At 54.1% G+C, this 16,542-nt stretch carries 15 protein-coding genes; 10 read left to right on the top strand and 5 right to left on the bottom strand.

From position 1 onward, the window contains the following. Positions 1–27 precede the first annotated feature (27 nt). The 6 genes from sufD to A9753_RS03465 all read left to right on the top strand — a co-directional run bounded on the left by sufD (position 28) and on the right by A9753_RS03465 (position 5,546). Positions 28–1,212: a Fe-S cluster assembly protein SufD gene (gene sufD / locus A9753_RS03440; RefSeq protein ID WP_067780441.1), complete on the top strand. Its 1,185-nt coding sequence runs from the start codon at positions 28–30 to the stop codon at positions 1,210–1,212. 25 nt (positions 1,213–1,237) lie between these two features. Then, a complete protein-coding gene (gene sufC / locus A9753_RS03445) occupies positions 1,238–1,987 on the top strand; it encodes a Fe-S cluster assembly ATPase SufC (protein WP_067780443.1) in 750 nt (249 codons plus the stop codon). Positions 1,988–2,085: 98 nt separating this feature from the next. Further along, the gene (locus A9753_RS03450) at positions 2,086–3,420 is read left to right on the top strand and encodes an aminotransferase class V-fold PLP-dependent enzyme (RefSeq protein WP_067780446.1); all 1,335 of its coding nucleotides are present in this window, start codon (positions 2,086–2,088) and stop codon (positions 3,418–3,420) included. Then, positions 3,420–3,890 (top strand): Fe-S cluster assembly sulfur transfer protein SufU, encoded by a 471-nt coding sequence (gene sufU, locus A9753_RS03455; protein WP_067780450.1) that lies wholly within the window; start codon positions 3,420–3,422, stop codon positions 3,888–3,890. The genes A9753_RS03450 and sufU overlap by 1 nt, the downstream gene beginning before the upstream one ends. A gap of 51 nt (positions 3,891–3,941) precedes the next feature. Then, positions 3,942–4,460: a metal-sulfur cluster assembly factor gene (locus A9753_RS10105; RefSeq protein WP_281180960.1), complete on the top strand. Its 519-nt coding sequence runs from the start codon at positions 3,942–3,944 to the stop codon at positions 4,458–4,460. Between the two features lie 51 nt (positions 4,461–4,511). Then, complete coding sequence (locus A9753_RS03465) at positions 4,512–5,546, top strand: quinone-dependent dihydroorotate dehydrogenase (protein ID WP_067780453.1); 1,035 nt, start codon at positions 4,512–4,514, stop codon at positions 5,544–5,546. 89 nt (positions 5,547–5,635) lie between these two features. On the opposite strand, the gene A9753_RS03470 is transcribed toward A9753_RS03465, so the two are convergent. The 3 genes from A9753_RS03470 to A9753_RS03480 all read right to left on the bottom strand — a co-directional run bounded on the left by A9753_RS03470 (position 5,636) and on the right by A9753_RS03480 (position 8,764). After that, the gene (locus A9753_RS03470) at positions 5,636–7,015 is read right to left on the bottom strand and encodes a hypothetical protein (protein ID WP_067780457.1); all 1,380 of its coding nucleotides are present in this window, start codon (positions 7,013–7,015) and stop codon (positions 5,636–5,638) included. A gap of 5 nt (positions 7,016–7,020) precedes the next feature. Next, positions 7,021–8,028, bottom strand: coding sequence for an aldo/keto reductase family protein (locus A9753_RS03475; RefSeq protein ID WP_067780462.1), 1,008 nt, complete (start codon positions 8,026–8,028; stop codon positions 7,021–7,023). Positions 8,029–8,092: 64 nt separating this feature from the next. Next, a complete protein-coding gene (locus A9753_RS03480; protein WP_083090270.1) occupies positions 8,093–8,764 on the bottom strand; it encodes a DUF3043 domain-containing protein in 672 nt (223 codons plus the stop codon). Here A9753_RS03480 and A9753_RS03485 point away from each other — a divergent pair. From A9753_RS03485 to A9753_RS03495, 3 genes are read left to right on the top strand one after another with little or no spacing between them, the layout of a single operon-like run. Beyond that, positions 8,763–10,139, top strand: a complete 1,377-nt coding sequence (locus A9753_RS03485; RefSeq protein WP_067780465.1) for a dipeptidase — start codon at positions 8,763–8,765, stop codon at positions 10,137–10,139. The genes A9753_RS03480 and A9753_RS03485 overlap by 2 nt on opposite strands. A 3-nt stretch (positions 10,140–10,142) precedes the next feature. After that, on the top strand, positions 10,143–11,270 hold the full coding sequence (locus tag A9753_RS03490) for a glycerate kinase (RefSeq protein ID WP_141673292.1): 1,128 nt from the start codon (positions 10,143–10,145) through the stop codon (positions 11,268–11,270). Positions 11,271–11,318: 48 nt separating this feature from the next. Continuing rightward, on the top strand, positions 11,319–12,713 hold the full coding sequence (locus tag A9753_RS03495) for a M20/M25/M40 family metallo-hydrolase (protein ID WP_067780473.1): 1,395 nt from the start codon (positions 11,319–11,321) through the stop codon (positions 12,711–12,713). Positions 12,714–12,723: 10 nt separating this feature from the next. Here the strand turns inward: A9753_RS03495 and A9753_RS03500 are convergent, their stop codons facing one another. Beyond that, complete coding sequence (locus A9753_RS03500) at positions 12,724–13,533, bottom strand: amino acid ABC transporter substrate-binding protein (RefSeq protein ID WP_067780475.1); 810 nt, start codon at positions 13,531–13,533, stop codon at positions 12,724–12,726. Positions 13,534–13,764: 231 nt separating this feature from the next. Further along, positions 13,765–14,991, bottom strand: a complete 1,227-nt coding sequence (locus A9753_RS03505) for an alpha-amylase family protein (protein WP_067780479.1) — start codon at positions 14,989–14,991, stop codon at positions 13,765–13,767. A gap of 223 nt (positions 14,992–15,214) precedes the next feature. On the opposite strand from A9753_RS03505, the gene A9753_RS03510 reads away from it, so the two are divergent. Continuing rightward, positions 15,215–16,489, top strand: coding sequence for a deoxyguanosinetriphosphate triphosphohydrolase (locus tag A9753_RS03510; RefSeq protein ID WP_067780482.1), 1,275 nt, complete (start codon positions 15,215–15,217; stop codon positions 16,487–16,489). The last annotated feature ends 53 nt before the right edge of the window (positions 16,490–16,542 follow it).

Consider the following 16,542-nt stretch of genomic DNA (forward strand, 5'->3'; position numbering starts at 1 on the left):
AACCCACTGAGATAGAGGAACGTCACCATGACACAACTTTCAACCGATCATTCACGGGCCACCTTAGACGGCGCCCACACCCACGGAGGCCCGCGCTACGTGGCCAGCCGTGGCCAACGCCCCACCTCTTTCGACATCGCAGATTTCCCCATGCCTCGCGGTCGCGAAGAAGAGTGGCGCTTTACCCCCATGAAGCGTTTTGCCCCGATTCTCGCCGAGGAACTGACAGACGCCACCAGCTGGATCAGCGTTGATGCTCCTGAAGGCATCAGTGTCGAAACCGTTGAGCGTAGCGACAGCCGCGTGGGCACGATTAACGAGCCCATTGATCGCGCCAGCGTCTGCGCATGGGAAAATGCCACTCAGGCCACTATCGTCACTGTAGGTAAAAATGTGACCACTGATCGTGCCACCACTGTGACGATCACTGCTAAGGATAATCAGCCTAGTGCGCAGCACCTTGTCATCCAGGCAGAGTCCGGCTCCACTGCCACTGTCATCCTTGACCACCACGGTACGGGCCAACTTACCCAGAGTATTGAAGTCGCCGTCGCATCCGATGCCAACCTCACCCTCGTTAGTGTCCAGGACTGGGACGATGAAACAGTCCATGCCTCCAACCACCGCGTACGCGTTGATGCCAACGGCAAACTTAAGCACGTTGTAGTCTCACTCGGCGGCGATGTTCGCATCTGCCCTGATATGGGCTTTGGTGGCGAAGGTGGCCATATTGATTCCTACGGTGTCTACTTCACCTCCGCAGGCCAGCACCAGGAACACCGCCCCTACGTGGCACACACTGAGCCCCACTGCTACTCACGAGTCACCTACAAGGGGGCCCTCCAGGGCAAGAACGCTCACGCTGTGTGGGTTGGCGACTGCCTCATTGGTGCCGCTGCACGTGGCACTGATACCTACGAACTTAACCGTAACTTGGTTCTCACCCAGGGCGCTAAGGCTGATTCAGTCCCTAATCTTGAAATTGAGAACGGACAAATTGAAGGCGCAGGCCACGCCAGTGCCACCGGCCGCTTTGATGATGAACAACTGTTCTACCTACGAGCACGTGGTATTCCCGAACATGAAGCACGCCGTCTCGTTGTTCTCGGCTTCTTCAATGAAATTGTCAGCGAAATCGGCGTTGAAGAAATCGAAGAACGCCTCATGGAAGCCATCGAAACCGAGTTGTCTGCCTCGGCCCTACTGGACTAATTAAGAAGAAAAGGAACCTAAGACTATGAGTACCCTCGAGATTCGCGATCTCCACGTCCAGGTGGCCACCAACGACGGCCCTAAGCCCATCCTCAAAGGCGTGAACCTTACCATTGACTCCAATCAGGTCCACGCCATCATGGGCCCCAACGGCTCTGGCAAGTCCACCTTGGCCTATTCCATCGCTGGCCACCCCTCTTATGAGGTCACCAATGGCCAGGTCCTGCTTGATGGCGAAGACTTACTTGAAATGAGCGTCGATGAGCGGGCACGCGCAGGTCTTTTCCTGGCCATGCAATACCCCGTTGAGGTTCCCGGTGTGTCCGTAGCGAACTTCCTGCGCACCGCCAAGACCGCCATTGATGGCCACGCCCCTAAGGTCCGCCAGTGGGTTGGCGAAGTTAACGCTGCTATGGAACGTCTACGGATGGATCCTTCTTTCGCGCAGCGCGACGTGAACGCTGGTTTCTCTGGTGGTGAGAAGAAACGTTTCGAAATTCTCCAGATGGAACTACTCAAGCCCCGTTTTGCCGTCCTTGATGAGACCGACTCCGGCCTGGACGTTGACGCCTTGCGCATCGTGTCCGAAGGCGTCAACCGTCTCCATGACACGACCGATGCAGGCTTCCTGCTCATTACGCACTACACCCGCATTTTGCGTTACATCAAGCCTGATTTTGTTCACGTATTCGTCGACGGCCGAGTCGCCGAACAGGGCGGCCCCGAACTGGCTGACCGCCTTGAAGAAGAAGGCTACGACCGTTTCTTGGCTTGATTGCCAGTAGTTAGTGGTGAGTCGACGACGATACTCAACTCCTCGGCGTCGGCTCACCACTGATACCACACCATCGCATCGTTCACGCAGGAACATCTATGACCAGCCACCCCTTCACGCCAGTACCCAGCGTCGATGACATTCGCGCCGATTTTCCCATCCTGGCCAAGCCTGTGCGCGGTCAACGTCCCTTGGTTTATCTTGACAGCGGAGCCACTAGTCAAAAACCTCAGCAAGTCATCGACGCCGTGAGCAACTTTTACGCGGCACAAAACGGTGCAGCGGGACGCTCTACCTATGAACTGGCTGACGAATCGACCCGAGTCGTTGACGAAGGCCGCATTAACGTTGCCGAATTTGTTGGCGCTCAGGACACTAATGTTGTGTTCACTAAGAACGCCACTGAAGCGATCAACCTCGTGTCATTGGCCATTGAACATGCTGGCGCAATTGCCCAGCACCCCCTCGCCATTGGAGAGGGCGACGAGGTTGTTGTTACTCGCGCCGAGCATCACGCCAACCTCGTGCCTTGGCAGCAACTGTGCCAACGTAGTGGCGCCACCCTCAAGTGGATCGACCTTGATGAACAGGGCCGCCTCGATATGGCTACCCTGAACGTCATTACCCCTGCCACACGCGTGGTTGCCCTGACACATGCCTCCAACGTCACCGGTGCAATCACTGAGCTGGGTCCCGTTCTCGATGCGGTCAATGCGATAGCAGGATCTAAAGCGCCTTCTGTTGAACGCGGCGGTAAAGCCATCGTTGTTCTCGATACGTGCCAATCCAGCGTTCACATTCCCATTAACTTCGCGCTACTTAGTAAGGCAGGCGTTGACGCTCTGTGCTTAAGCGCACACAAAATGCTCGGTCCTACCGGAGTTGGTGCATTGGTCGCCACGGAGGAACTCCTTGACCTTATGCCCCCTGTCCTGACTGGCGGATCCATGATCGAACTGGTCTCCATGGACTCTTCAACCTTCATGACAGGCCCTTCACGCTTTGAAGCCGGCACCATGCCCATGGCACAAATTGCCGGTTGGAGCGCAGCACTGAACTACATTAAGCGCTGCGACATGAGCGTTTTGCGTGAACGTGAAGATAGACTGACTCTCGCACTGCTACGTGGCATGCGAGATATGAATGGCATCCGGATCCTTGGCCCTGCAGATGACGAGAGCGTGACCAGCGGTATGCGTCTTGGCGTGGTGGCTTTTGATGTGGGGGATGTACATCCTCACGATGTGGGCCAAGTTCTTGATTCTTACGGTGTGGCTGTTCGTACTGGCCATCACTGTGCTCAACCGCTTCACGCTCACTTCGGCGTGCGATCCTCCGCACGCGCCTCACTTGGGCCATACTCGAATGCTACTGACGTAGATCGCTTCCTCGAAGCACTGCCGCAGGTTCGTCACTACTTTGGAAGGTCATGATGAATAACCTCGATCAGCTCTACCAGCAGGTCATCTTGGACCATTCTCGTGAACGCCACGGTGAAGGCCATATGGATGAGCCTCAAGGCTCATCATTCCAGGTCAATCCCACCTGCGGTGACGAAGCTACCGTGGATGTCCGTGTCGTAGATGGCCGTTTGGAAGAAGTTTCTTGGCACGGTAGTGGTTGCTCTATTTCTCAGGCCTCCATTTCCGTCATGCATGATCTGGTAGACGGTGAAGATCTTGCTACCGTGGCACGCCTGGCCAACGACTTTGATGCTCTTATGCACTCACGCGGCAAAGGCGTGGATGATGACATCCTTGACGAGCTCGAAGACGCTGCAGCTTTCGAAGGGGTCTCCCAGTATCCGAACCGTGTCAAGTGCGCACTTCTTGGCTGGATGGCTCTCAAAGACGCGCTTGTGAAAGCAGGCATTGACGTCTGCGCACTTGACGAGCGCAAATAACACGCCTTCCATTTGCCACCACAGTTGTTAGCAACAGAAAGACATCATCAGATGACTCAGTCAGATAATCCCATGGCATCGGATCACAAGATTCGTCCCATGCCCACCCAAGAAGAAATCCAGGCTGCTGCCCGTGCACAGGTCGAAGAAAGCCAGGAGAATCTCATGAAAGCAGGTGAAGAACTCGCTGAAAGTGCAGGTGCTCATTCCTGCGGTTGTGGCCATGGTGGCTGTGGTTCTTCCACATCTGAACTTAATGAACCTATTAATGCGGCTGATGTGGAAGAAGCTCTCCGCGACGTAATCGACCCCGAGTTGGGTATTAACGTGGTGGACTTGGGTTTGCTCTACGGTGTGGTTATTGAACCTGATGGTGCCATTGTTTTAGACATGACTCTGACCTCGGCGGCTTGCCCCTTGACCGACGTTATTGAAGAGCAGGCCGCACAGGCTTTGAGCGCAATGAGCCATGACGTACGCATCCAGTGGGTCTGGCTGCCACCGTGGGGACCGGACAAAATTACTCCCGAGGGCCGTGAACAATTGCGTGCTCTGGGATTCAATGTCTGAGCATAAGCCATTAACGCGCTGAGAAAGTTGTCAAGGAAGTAGGCTAATCCCGTGCTCTACCGACTCCTGTATAAAACTGTCTTCACCCATATTGACCCAGAACTGTGTCATCATGTGGCGGTCGATGCCATCAGCATGACTTCACGAGTTCCTGTATTGCGTGATGTGGTGCGTCAAATGTTTGGCCGCCGCCCCGACAAGCCGATTCCCGACGCTGCACATGGCGGCCCCTTTGTCCGCCCTGTTCCCGGTGTATTGGGCCTTGCCGCCGGTATGGACAAAGAGGGTTTGGCTGTCGAAGGCATGGATATGCTGGGATTCGGTTTTATCGAGGTTGGGACTTTCACCGCTCAAGCACAACCCGGTAACGATAAACCTCGCCTCTGGCGATACCCCCAGACCCGTGCTATCCGTAACCGGATGGGCTTTAACAACGATGGCGCTGATGAAGCAGGACGACGACTACGTCAGTTACGCTCTACCGTCCGTGGACGCTCCATTGTGGTGGGTGCCAACATCGGTAAAACTAAGGTCACTCCTGTTGAGGATGCGGTAGCCGATTACGTTTACTCGGCCTCCAAGGTGGCTCGTTGGGCCGATTACCTAGTCATCAACGTCTCGTCACCTAACACTCCCAATCTGCGCGATTTGCAACAGGTTGAAGCCCTGCGTCCCATCGCTGAGGCCGTTGCGGAAACTGCAGACCGCGTTGCTAAGCGCCATGTTCCGCTTTTCATCAAGATCGCTCCCGATCTTGCTGATGAAGACATTGATGCAGTAGCTGACATGGTTCTCGAACTTGACCTAGCCGGTGTGGTAGCCACGAACACCACCATTAACCATGATCTTGGCGAAGGCGGACTATCTGGTGCCCCTCTGCGCCCACGCGCATTAGAAGTGGTCCGTCGGCTGCGTATGCGGCTGGGCGATAAACCGACCATTATCGGTGTGGGAGGTATTTCTACCGTGATGGATGCCCAGTTGATGCTTGACGCTGGTGCTGACTTGCTCCAGGCCTACTCAGCATTCATCTACAACGGCCCCGCTTGGCCTGGTGCGATGAATCGTATGCTGGCTAAGGATTAGAACGGATTGTCCTGATCAGTAGTAGTGAGAAATCTGCGCGTTCTCTTGGCAGAACGCGCAGATTTTTACCTTGTGGTGGTGGAGATGGGCTACTTATTGCTTGATTCTGTTGTCCCATCTTTGGACTGATTTTGCGCGGTAGGAGGCGCCAAAATATCCCATTTATCGACAGAAGGATCATGTGGACGTAGCGCGACATGGCCACCAGGCCCTACCAGCACGTCCTCTCCAGGGGCATAGAACTCTAGAGATAGTTCGTTTCCCCAAGGAGCTCGCAGCACCTCTCCATCAGGACCGAGATAGGTCAAATAGGTAATTTCTCGTAAAATCGCAGCTTTTTTCGGTGCCGACGAGGTGATCACATCACAGTGTTGTATTCCTGTAATCATTCTTGTTGAACGATTTGCACCGAGAAGAAGAGCAGCATTCCAATCGGGAGTTATTCCAGCCACAGAAATAATTACTTCATCGCATCCAGCGCTGAAACTTAGTCCCGCGATAGGGGAGTGGTCGTGGGCAGCGACAAAACAACGTGTGGTGGCTTTTCCCTTGTTGGCTGAGTCCTCTTCCTTGCCTTCTATAGTCGATAAGGTAAACGAACCCTCGGGGAAATCACCTTGTTCATTTGACGCTGAGGGAAGCAGAATACCTGGCCCCCAGGGAGTAGCACCGCTTTGATTGAGGTCACTCACCGGCACTGATGAGACAACCGCCTGTGGCCAGGACATAGTGGAGCGAACGATCCGCGCTGAGGAAGTCAGCGAGACCATGACAAACCAACTTGGGTTAGGCGAATGATCTTCCACAATGACCCATGAACCACTGATGATAGGACGAAGCGTCCAAACGAGAATTGTTTTTGCTGTCAGTTTGTTCTCAGAGGCGGAGTAAATCACTCGTGCTGGAGTGGACCCTGAAGTATCCCAGGTGACTACATGCCAGTCGCTGTTCTCTGGATCATCCATGATCCATACGAGTGTGGTCCCTGATAGGGCCATTTGACCGATGGGATTACCTGAGGGGACATGATTGTTATGCCATGTGAATTGCGCAGGTTTCAGTGTATCGGGAGTCGCTAACCCGACCACGCGCTTATCGCCTTCAGCCCATGAACCCCACATGTTGCCGTTGAGGGATAGAGCCCCGGCAACAAAACCAACTTCTGCAGGAGTGGACCAAAGTGGCTTATTCGTGGTCCATTTTGACTCCGATGGGGTCACACGAGTGGCGGCGAGTGTCGAGCCGGGATTGTTTGTGCTAGGCGCCCAAGTGATGAATAGGTCAGGAATAGCATTCTCATCGGCTGGCTCTGGGGGAGCAGAACTCTCATCCTGAGGTTCATTAGTTAAAACCTCAGGATCTTCAGAATCTTCTACAGGACTTTGCGGGCCAAAAATGTCCCATAGGGCGAGCGCACCGATGGTTCCGCTTAAGCCGAGCCCCAGAGCCAGACGTCGAGAAATTGCCATTAGTGTCAGCAGGGCCGTTTTGCAGGTGATGCGGTTTTTGCCGGATCACGTTCTACGACGTCACCGATGGCTTTATCAATGGCATCCATGGCGGAATCATTGAGAGTAACGTCAGTTGCCTTAACGTTCTCAACCAACTGCTCAGGGCGAGAAGCACCAATGATGGCAGCACTGATTCCGGGACGTGATAGGACCCAAGCTAGAGACATCTGAGCCATAGTGACACCAAGATCATCGGCGATGGGCTTGAGATTAGCGACAGCGTTAAGAACGTCATCACGCATCCAGCGGGCAATCATCTGAGCACCGCCTTTATGATCGGTAGCACGGGAGCCTGCCGGAGGTTCCTGACCAGGAGCGTACTTACCGGTGAGCACGCCTTCGGCCAGGGGAGACCAGACGATTTGACCAATGCCCAGTTCCTGGCAGGTGGGGACGACTTCGGGCTCAATGATGCGCCACAGCATCGAGTACTGCGGCTGGGAGGAAATCAAGCGGAAGCCCATCTGGGTAGCCAGTTCCTGGCCGCGGCGAATCTCTTCAGCCTTCCACTCTGAGACGCCGATGTAGAGAGCCTTTCCTGAGTGCACCACGTCCGCAAAGGCCTGCATGGTTTCTTCCAGCGGTGTGGCGTAATCGAATCGATGAGCCTGGTAGAGATCAACGTAATCGGTCTGTAAGCGTTTGAGAGAACCGTTGATGGATTCCATGATGTGCTTACGGGACAGGCCACAGTCATTGGGGCCCATCGGACCAGTAGGCCAGTAGACCTTGGTAAAGATTTCCAAGGATTCACGGCGCTGGCCTTTAAGAGCCTGGCCAAGAACAGACTCAGCAGCAGTGTTGGCGTAAGTGTCTGCTGTGTCGAAACTGGTGATACCGAGGTCAAGTGCAGTTTCCACACACTTGGTGGCGATATCGGACTCCACCTGAGAACCGTGCGTAAGCCAGTTTCCGTAGGTGAGTGAAGAGATTTTTAATCCGGACGAACCAAGGTGACGGTGTTCAATCATGCTTACCAGACTAACGGGTAACGTCGGCCTTCGCAGGCATCAAGGAGACAAAAACACCTGAGTTTTACTTGGGGAACTCGCCGCGCTGAACCATCGCAACTGGCTGACGCCAACGGCGTAACTGGAAGCAACGGCTGAATACGTAGAAGAATAGGCGGCCACCACGAGCAACCTCAGTCTCATCGAATTTTTCGTTTACTCGAGACTGAATTCGCCTCCAGGCGATCACACTGTCACCGATAGCCACGGCGAACCACACATAAATGCCGATCATGAGCCATACAGCAGCGCTGGAGGTGGGTATGGTCTGACCCAAGATAAACATCATGACCAACATGAGCAAAGTGATAGGAAGGAATAACTCGCCGATGCTGTAGCGAGCATCCACGTAATCGCGGGCGAAGCGACGGACGCGCCCCTTGTCACGTGCTGGCAGGTAACGCTCATCGCCAGTCATCATCGCTTCGCGCTGACGCTCAAAGGCTGCATCGCGACGAGCACGCTCAGCACGCTTGGCAGCCTTACGGTCCTTAGGGACAATAGGCTGAATGCGCTGAGCCTGAGCATCGCGACGTTTGGGGGTAGGACGGCCCTTTTTGCCTTGAGAACGATGAGATTGTTCGGAGGACTGGTGCGCAGAGGCAGTCTTCTTTTCGGCGGTAGGGGCAGGTTCATTCTTCTTTAGCCAACTCACAAGGTAAGGGTAGCGGCAATTTAGCGATAGTCTGAAAAGCATGAGTACTGTTTCTTCACTCCGGACCGCCGTTCATGAGTCTTTTGAGGGCTACGTGGACGATTTATGTGACCTTGTAGCCATCCCTTCAGTCTCTTCTTCATCTTTCGATCAAGAGCAGTTGGTGGCCAGCGCTAAGTTTGTTGCTTCTCTGTGCGAACGTCTTGGAGCGGACCCCGAAATTCTCCGTGCTCCCATGGAAGATGGTGAATTGGGGCGTCCCGCCGTGGTGGCTCACTTTGAAGGCCCTGCCGAGGCTCCTCGCGTCCTGCTTTACGCTCATCATGACGTTCAGCCTCCCGGCGATGCTGCCCAATGGACTCAGGATGACCCCTTTACTGCCGTACGCCGTGGTGAGCGCCTTTACGGTCGTGGTACTGCTGACGATGGAGCCGGCGTGATCACCCATATCGCTGCTCTGGAAACTCTTAAGAAGGAACTAGGTAGTCTTCCCTGTTCTGTCACTGTTTTCATTGAAGGTGAGGAAGAAGTTGGCAGCCCCTCCTTTGTGAACTTCCTTGAAACCTATCGCGACAAGTTAGATGCCGACGTGATTGTCGTGGCTGACTCCTCCAATTGGTGCGTGGGTACTCCCGCATTAACTACCTCCCTACGCGGTGTAGTTCAGGCAGATGTCACTCTGTCAATGCTTGATCATGCTCTGCACTCTGGCCAGTACGGTGGCCCAGTCATGGACGCCCCCACCGCCATGTGCCGTCTCGTTGCCTCTCTTCATGATGAAAACGGTGATGTGGCCGTGAAGGGATTGGTTAGCCGTGACGCGGCCGACGTCACCTACGAAGAATCTCAGTTCCGTGCTGACGCTGGTGTTCTTGACGGCGTCGAACTTATTGGTACGGGAGATCTGGCCGCACGCCTATGGACCAAGCCCACCATTACCCTTATCGGTATGGACGTCACCAGTGTGGCTATGAGTTCCAATACCCTCAACCCCACCTGTAAAGCTCGCCTGTCCATGCGCATCGCTCCTGGACAGAACCCTGCTGAAGCATTTGATCTGCTTAGTACGCACCTGCGCGAACACGCACCCTTCGGTGCCCAGTTGGACATCACTAATGGAGAACTTGGCCCTGCCTTTGATTCCAGCGCCGATACCCCTGCTGGACGTGACGCCATGGCATCTTTGTCTGAGGCATGGCAAACCCCGGCCGTCACGATTGGCCAGGGCGGTTCTATCCCCTTTATCTCCGATCTTCAGCGTGTCTTCCCTGAAGCACAAGTGCTTGTCACTGGTATCGAAGATCCCGACACCCGCGCTCATAGCGCCGATGAGTCTATGCACCTAGGCGAATTTGAACGCATCATCCTGGCAGAGACACTTCTCCTGGCTCGCCTTGGCGGGGAACTGAGCGAGTAATACGTGAAGCGTGTTGCCTTCGTTACGACCTGCCTGAGTCTTAATGATCCCTTCTCCATCTCCACGATGCCATCAACACAGTCGGGGCCGGGGGAATGGATGCTTGCCACTCAGGCAGGTCGTATCATGCGTGAAGCTTGGACGAACGCCGCCCCCGACGATGAATGTCACCTCAGTTCACTTGTGGTGCCTTCACCCCATCTCTTGTCTGAATTCGATGCTTTACATCGCGAGAGTCAGGAGATAGAGCAGGGAGGGACAACCGCTACTGAGACCGCATCGCCCTTAGTAACACATTTGCCGGAGCGAGCATGGACTGTTGCTCGTACCGCATTAGGAACAAGCATCGTCTGCGATGCGACCGTCTCCTATTGGCCCGCTGACCTCACCAGTGCTCACCTCGCCACCCTTATTCTCGACGCCGCACAGGCGTGTCACGACGAAAGTGCTCGACGCGGTCAGGCCATTCCTCTTGTTCTCCTTCTTGATCGTCACCCCAGCCATGATGTGGGACAGGCGATGATTGAGCAGATCGGGGGAATCAATGAGTTGAAAACTTTGGTGCGTTCTACCTCGCTGGTTCTAGGACTCGTTGATAACAGTCCCCTAGGTGGTCTCCACGGTGCGGGAGCGCAATTAACAGATACCGCAGGTATCACAGAGGAAGAGGCTCAGCAAGCAGATCGTGCAGCCTGCAGCGCAGCGCATCGCCTCCAACGCCAGATCAATCCACTGGTGGAACTCAGCCCTAATGCTTGGGGAAGCGGTGCTGGCGGTGGAGCAGCGTTCACGTTGAGAGCCTGTGGTGCACGTGCCTACGACGCCACGATTATTCTTAACCCACCTCTGATATGGGGCGGGGAAGGAGAACCTGACATCGTAGTGACCTGCGCCGATGATATGTGGGACGCCACTAGCCTCCCGCACCTTGCACTTGTCGATCAGTGGGCACAACAATACGCTGCACCGCTTATCGTTATTGCCCGTTCTTGTGCCATGCCACGGCCAGAACGTGCGCAAGCAGGCATCCACGCGGTGTACACCATGGATGCTCTCCATAACGGTTCACTTCATGTCGATGAGGCACTTGCGGCATTGACTACTCGCGTGGCACGTACCTGGTCCCGCTGAAACGCTTTCCTCCACTCTTCGCCCTTTGAACACTTCGTAGGAAAATCCATGACATCCTCTTCATTACGTGACCGTATTAGCCAGAGTATGCCGCGTTATAGTGATTTGCTCTCCGAGTTTGTCGCGATTGATTCAGTTTCACAGAGCACTGCCGACCCGAGTCGAGTTGATGCCAGTGCACAGTGGGTGGCTGAACAACTTGGCGCTCGCGGTTGTGACGTGGAGATTTATCGTACGCGCACTCCAGAGGGTTCTCTTGGCCTACCCACGGTGGTAGGACACTATCCGGGCCCCGAGGGTAGTCCTCATGTGGTCCTCTACGCGCATCATGATGTGATGCCTGGAGGAGACCCGGCTGAATGGACTACTACGGAGCCGTTTACTGCTCGTGTGATCGATGGACGACTGTATGGGCGTGGAAGCGCCGATGATGGAGCTGGACTGGTTGCTCATCTCGCTACCATCGACCATCTACTTATCGAGGGCAACGGAGAATTGCCGTGCTCTCTTACCGTGCTCAGTGAAGGAGAAGAAGAAGTTGGATCTGCCTCCTTTGAGAGTTTCCTTGAGCAGCACGGGCATCTTGTTGATGCTGATGTGCTCGTGGTGGCTGACGGTGGCAATCCCGCGCTCGGTGAGCCGGCACTGACGACGTCGCTGCGCGGCGTCATTCAGGTATTCGTAACTGTCTCCACCATGGATCACCCTGTGCACTCAGGTATGTACGGGGGCGTAGCGTGCGATGCAGTGACAGCGATGTGCAGGCTAGTTGCCTCCCTGCATGATGAGCACGGTAACGTGGCAATTGATGGGCTTCGTGGAGCCGTCCACCGTCAGGGCACAGTCAAGCGTGATTCTTTCAGTTGTATTGATATGAGTGAAGATACTGTTCGTGCTGATTGTGGAATTCGCGATGATGTTCCGCTCTTAGGGCAGGGGAGTGTGACCGATCGTCTCTGGTTCCAGCCCTCTATCAGCGTCATTGGTATCGACGCCGTGGACGTCGCCCATTCATCATGTACCCTTCAACCTCAGTGTCGGGCACGTTTGTCATTGCGTACCGCGCCCGGAGAAAATACCCGTCAGGCCTATGAAGCCTTGGTTCGCCACCTGCACAACCATGCACCTTTTGGTATGCATGTTGAGGTTGAATGTGATGAATTAGGAGCCGCTTGTCTGGTTGATGACCAGGCTCCTGCTGTTCAGGTAGCTCTCGACGCGATGACTGAAGCGTGGGGGCATCAGGCCGTGACATTAGGGATGGGTGCATCCATCCCGTTTGTGGCTCTGTATCAAGAGAAGTTCCCTCAGGCTCAAATCCTTGTCACGGGAATTGAGGATCCTGATGCTCGTGCCCATGGGGCGGATGAGTCGATTCATCTAGGGGAACTGGAACGAATCATTCACAGCCAGTGTTTGTTGCTCAACAAATTGAGTGCTTAGGCGGTTGTTATCAGCCGAACCATGTGCTGGTTAGGTTGTCCAGTGTGCCATCATTCTTTGCATCTTCAATACCCTGATTAAGAGCCTGGAGGAATGCAGGATCATCCTTGCGAACTGCAACCACGCAGGATTCAGTTCCCATGTTTTCGTCAAGAATACGGTATTTCTCTGCGCCGCGTGCTTTTGCGTAGTAGCCGAGCATCATGTAATCGCCGGCAACGGCATCTGCGCGTCCCACTTCCAAGTCGCGAAGCGCCTTGTCGTAGGTGTCGTATAGGAGAGGCTGAGCGCCGTCAATACTGTTGAGGAAATCGGTATCGGCGGTGATGAGATCCAAAGCGGATGAACCAGCCTGTGTAGCGACTTGCTTGCCAGCAAGGTCTGCCTTGGAAGTAATATCGGAGGCCTCAAGAACCATGAAGGTTTGGTCATTGGTGAGGTACGTATCCGTAGCTGAGACTTTTTTCAGACGTTCAGGAGTGACGGTGTAGCCGCTCCAGATGGCATCAATTTTGCCGGAAGTTAGTTCGGCTTCTTTCATCGCCCAGTCAATATTTTCCCAGCGATATTTCTTGCCGATCTGTGTAAAGACGTACTCGGCAAGGTCTACGTCAAAGCCTTTGGTGATTCCGTTATCGTCATATCCCATCGGGACGAAGGTGTTGTCATAGCCGAGAACTACGACGTCTTTGTCCATCGCGGATTGGCTGTGCTCAACAGAATCAAGTGACGATGAGCAGGCAGACAACGACAATGCTCCAGCACTGAAGAGTCCAGAAAGCAGTAGCGCTCGTCGAGAGAGTGGGGAAGCCTTAGTCATTGGTGTGGTCTTTCCGAAGAGGATAAGAAAGCGATAAAAGAACATTAATGCATTAACGCGCTAATATGCAAACTGTTGGGGCTGAGGACATGCAAATGTTTGGGCAAAAGATGAGTGCGACAAGGTACAAATCTGCCTGCGAAATACAGTGATGAGAATGAGTAGTGACGTTAACGTAGGGCGGTAGTCAATGTGTAGACGCTAACTCTCGTGACGAGACGAGACGGCGACTCAAGAAACCGTCCTAGCCTCAATCCAGACACATGTCAGGGGAGGGATCACGCGATGCTCTCCGTGACGTTTCAGTGGGTAGGAGGATGCCAGAATATTGGCACCCGCAGGCAAGGTCACATCAGAGTTTGAGGTATTAACAACAACAAGAATATTGCGGCTCAAAAACGTAAGGACCTCAGGGTTTGACCACTCGATGCCTTGAACAAAAGCCAACGGCGCACCAGGGAGTGACCATTCTTCGCGCAGGATTGCGGCGCCTTTGCAGTTAGATAATGGTGAATTGCCGATTAATTCTTGTTCTTCACTACGCTGAAGGATTAACTTCACGAAATCATGAGCATCCGCTGGACGTTCGCGGTCAAGCAATCCTGTTTCGTCACCCTGGCGGATGTAGATGGTGCCTGGCAAGGACAATGCCATCAGCTGGAGAGCACGTGAACGACGCAGACGCGTGGCCTCATCAGCCTCAAACCAACGAGGACCATGGTCAGAAATTTTATCGCCCACCAGTGCATAGGAAGGAAGAATGCGCCAGACAGGCAAAGCACCGAAACGATCATGAAGTGATAAGGAACGTGTCAGTTGCTTAGTGATTGAGGGAGCACTCCATGAGGTGCGTACTAGCGAATCATCACGCAAGTGGTGCAGCCAGTCATCTTCAATGTGGTGCTGGAGTGCATCAGGAAAATCGCTAGATGCGTCAGCGCCAATGATGCCATCATCAACATACTCAGCAAGTAGTGACTGCAAAATCGTCACGCGAGACGACAGGAGGTCGAGATCAGTAGCGGGGGCGACCTGAGGAGGAACAATCGTTCCTAAATCTAAGCCATCGGCCCCACAAGCTAAGAAGGCTTCAGCACGAGTCAATAGATGCTCACCTTCACGCTCCAAGCCTGTCACACAGGGAGGAGGGCCATCAGAAGAAGGATGAGTTAATGGGCTTAAAGCACCGGAAATGCGAACGATGACACGCAAACCCTGATGATGAGCGTGATCAATGAACTCAGCCATTGCCGTGGGATCAGTTTCTACATCAACTTCACTGGGGCGAAGCAAAACAGTAGAAATACCCAGGGCAGAAATATGGGGGAGGAGCTGGTCAACAGCATCAAGGTCATGGACGTTTAAAGAAGGCTGAGCAATCTCATAAACCAGACCATCGCGCCACCACTCAGACGGAGTGGGATCGTTACGGTGCACCAGCGTGGTGGTTGTTGCCAAACTGGGCACCTCCAATATCAGTAGTCAACGCGGGCGCTGTGTAGTCATCAACCGCTATTGGGGCGGTATCGGGCAGCACCCGTTCATCCTAACCGGTTTTAGCAGACCTCAGGGTGAATACTAAGGTCCCGTTTCTCTCTACAGAGGGCAAGAGATACCTCACACTCTATTTTTCCAACAGCCTGTCTGCCACTTGTGCCCACCCTACGGTACTGTGTCAATTATGGGAGCGCAGACCTATGGCTATAACCAGGAATCCACGGAACGGTGGGTTCCCGAGACTGGAAAGAATCCACAACGTACGCCTTTCGAACGGGACCGTGCCAGAGTTTTGCACTCTTCAGCCCTGCGCAGACTCGGCGCAAAAACCCAAGTCTTGGGTCCGGCGTCGGATGACTTTGTACGTACCCGACTCACTCACTCTCTTGAAGTGGCCCAAGTGGGGCGCGCGTTAGCCAGCGCCCTGGGGTGCGACCCTGATGTAGTGGATGCCGCATGCCTGAGTCACGATCTTGGTCACCCGCCTTACGGGCACAACGGTGAGAATGCACTTAATACTGTTGCCGCATCTATCGGTGGATTTGAAGGTAATGCCCAAACATTCCGCATCCTGACTCGTCTTGAGCCCAAAACACTCGATTCTCAAGGCGATTGTGTTGGTCTGAACCTTACTCGAGCATGTCTTGACGCCGTGGCCAAATACCCCTGGCAGCAAGCCACAGATCCACAGTCCCCCCATCATCGAAAATTCGGCTGTTACACAGATGATGAACCCATTTTTTCATGGATGCGCCAAGGTAAGCCCGCCGATTTGCCTGCAAGCGCACGGTGCCTGGAAGCGGACATCATGGACGTATCAGACGATGTGGGTTATTCAGTCCATGATGTGGAGGACGCGATTGCGTTAGGTCGAATGAATCCCATTGCCGCTGACGATGACAAAGAACGTGACGCACTTCTCGATGAAGTGATCGCCTGGTACAAACCCTCCGTTAGCCGCGACGAATTGGGACAAGCGTGGGAGCGCCTGCGCACTTCAACCATGTGGCTCACCAGTTATGACGGCTCACGTGCTAGCCAGGCCGCATTAAAAACCTTCACTTCTGATCTCATCGGTCGCTTTGTGAAAGCCGTTGCGCAGTCCACTCGAGCTGTAGCTGGGAATGAACCGCTCGGTCGATACAACGCCTCACTCGTGATTAGTAGGGAAACCGCAGCGGAAATACTTCTGCTCAAGGGGTGCGCTGTGCGCTATGTGATGGCTCCGCGTGAACATGAGCCGGTGTACCTGCGTCAGCGTACCGTTATTTTTGATTTAGCGGATGCTTTAATGGAACAGGGACCGGCAGCGCTCGATGCTGCTTTCGCTGAGGATTGGCAACGCTGTTCAACGGATGATGAGAAACTCCGTGTGGTAGTAGACCAGATTGCTTCATTGACTGATACCAGTGCACGTCAATGGCACGCACGCCTGTGCGGAATGTTTTCCGAACTATAAAGGTTTATGTCTTAACCAAAGAGTTGCCAGGAGCGGTAACTTTGCTCTTGATA

It is taken from the genome of Actinomyces vulturis (assembly GCF_001687305.1).
Taxonomy (GTDB): Bacteria; Actinomycetota; Actinomycetes; order Actinomycetales; family Actinomycetaceae; genus Actinomyces; species Actinomyces vulturis.

What these genes read in the sequence shown, in the direction of transcription:
- A9753_RS03480 (WP_083090270.1), bottom strand. Translation starts at nt 8,764, where the DNA reads ATGCTTTTCAGACTATCGCTAAATTGCCGCTACCCTTACCTTGTGAGT.
- A9753_RS03485 (WP_067780465.1), top strand. Translation starts at nt 8,763, where the DNA reads ATGAGTACTGTTTCTTCACTCCGGACCGCCGTTCATGAGTCTTTTGAG.
- A9753_RS03470 (WP_067780457.1), bottom strand. Translation starts at nt 7,015, where the DNA reads ATGGCAATTTCTCGACGTCTGGCTCTGGGGCTCGGCTTAAGCGGAACC.
- sufD (WP_067780441.1), top strand. Translation starts at nt 28, where the DNA reads ATGACACAACTTTCAACCGATCATTCACGGGCCACCTTAGACGGCGCC.
- A9753_RS03475 (WP_067780462.1), bottom strand. Translation starts at nt 8,028, where the DNA reads ATGATTGAACACCGTCACCTTGGTTCGTCCGGATTAAAAATCTCTTCA.
- A9753_RS03450 (WP_067780446.1), top strand. Translation starts at nt 2,086, where the DNA reads ATGACCAGCCACCCCTTCACGCCAGTACCCAGCGTCGATGACATTCGC.
- sufC (WP_067780443.1), top strand. Translation starts at nt 1,238, where the DNA reads ATGAGTACCCTCGAGATTCGCGATCTCCACGTCCAGGTGGCCACCAAC.
- A9753_RS03500 (WP_067780475.1), bottom strand. Translation starts at nt 13,533, where the DNA reads ATGACTAAGGCTTCCCCACTCTCTCGACGAGCGCTACTGCTTTCTGGA.
- A9753_RS10105 (WP_281180960.1), top strand. Translation starts at nt 3,942, where the DNA reads ATGACTCAGTCAGATAATCCCATGGCATCGGATCACAAGATTCGTCCC.
- A9753_RS03495 (WP_067780473.1), top strand. Translation starts at nt 11,319, where the DNA reads ATGACATCCTCTTCATTACGTGACCGTATTAGCCAGAGTATGCCGCGT.
- sufU (WP_067780450.1), top strand. Translation starts at nt 3,420, where the DNA reads ATGAATAACCTCGATCAGCTCTACCAGCAGGTCATCTTGGACCATTCT.
- A9753_RS03510 (WP_067780482.1), top strand. Translation starts at nt 15,215, where the DNA reads ATGGGAGCGCAGACCTATGGCTATAACCAGGAATCCACGGAACGGTGG.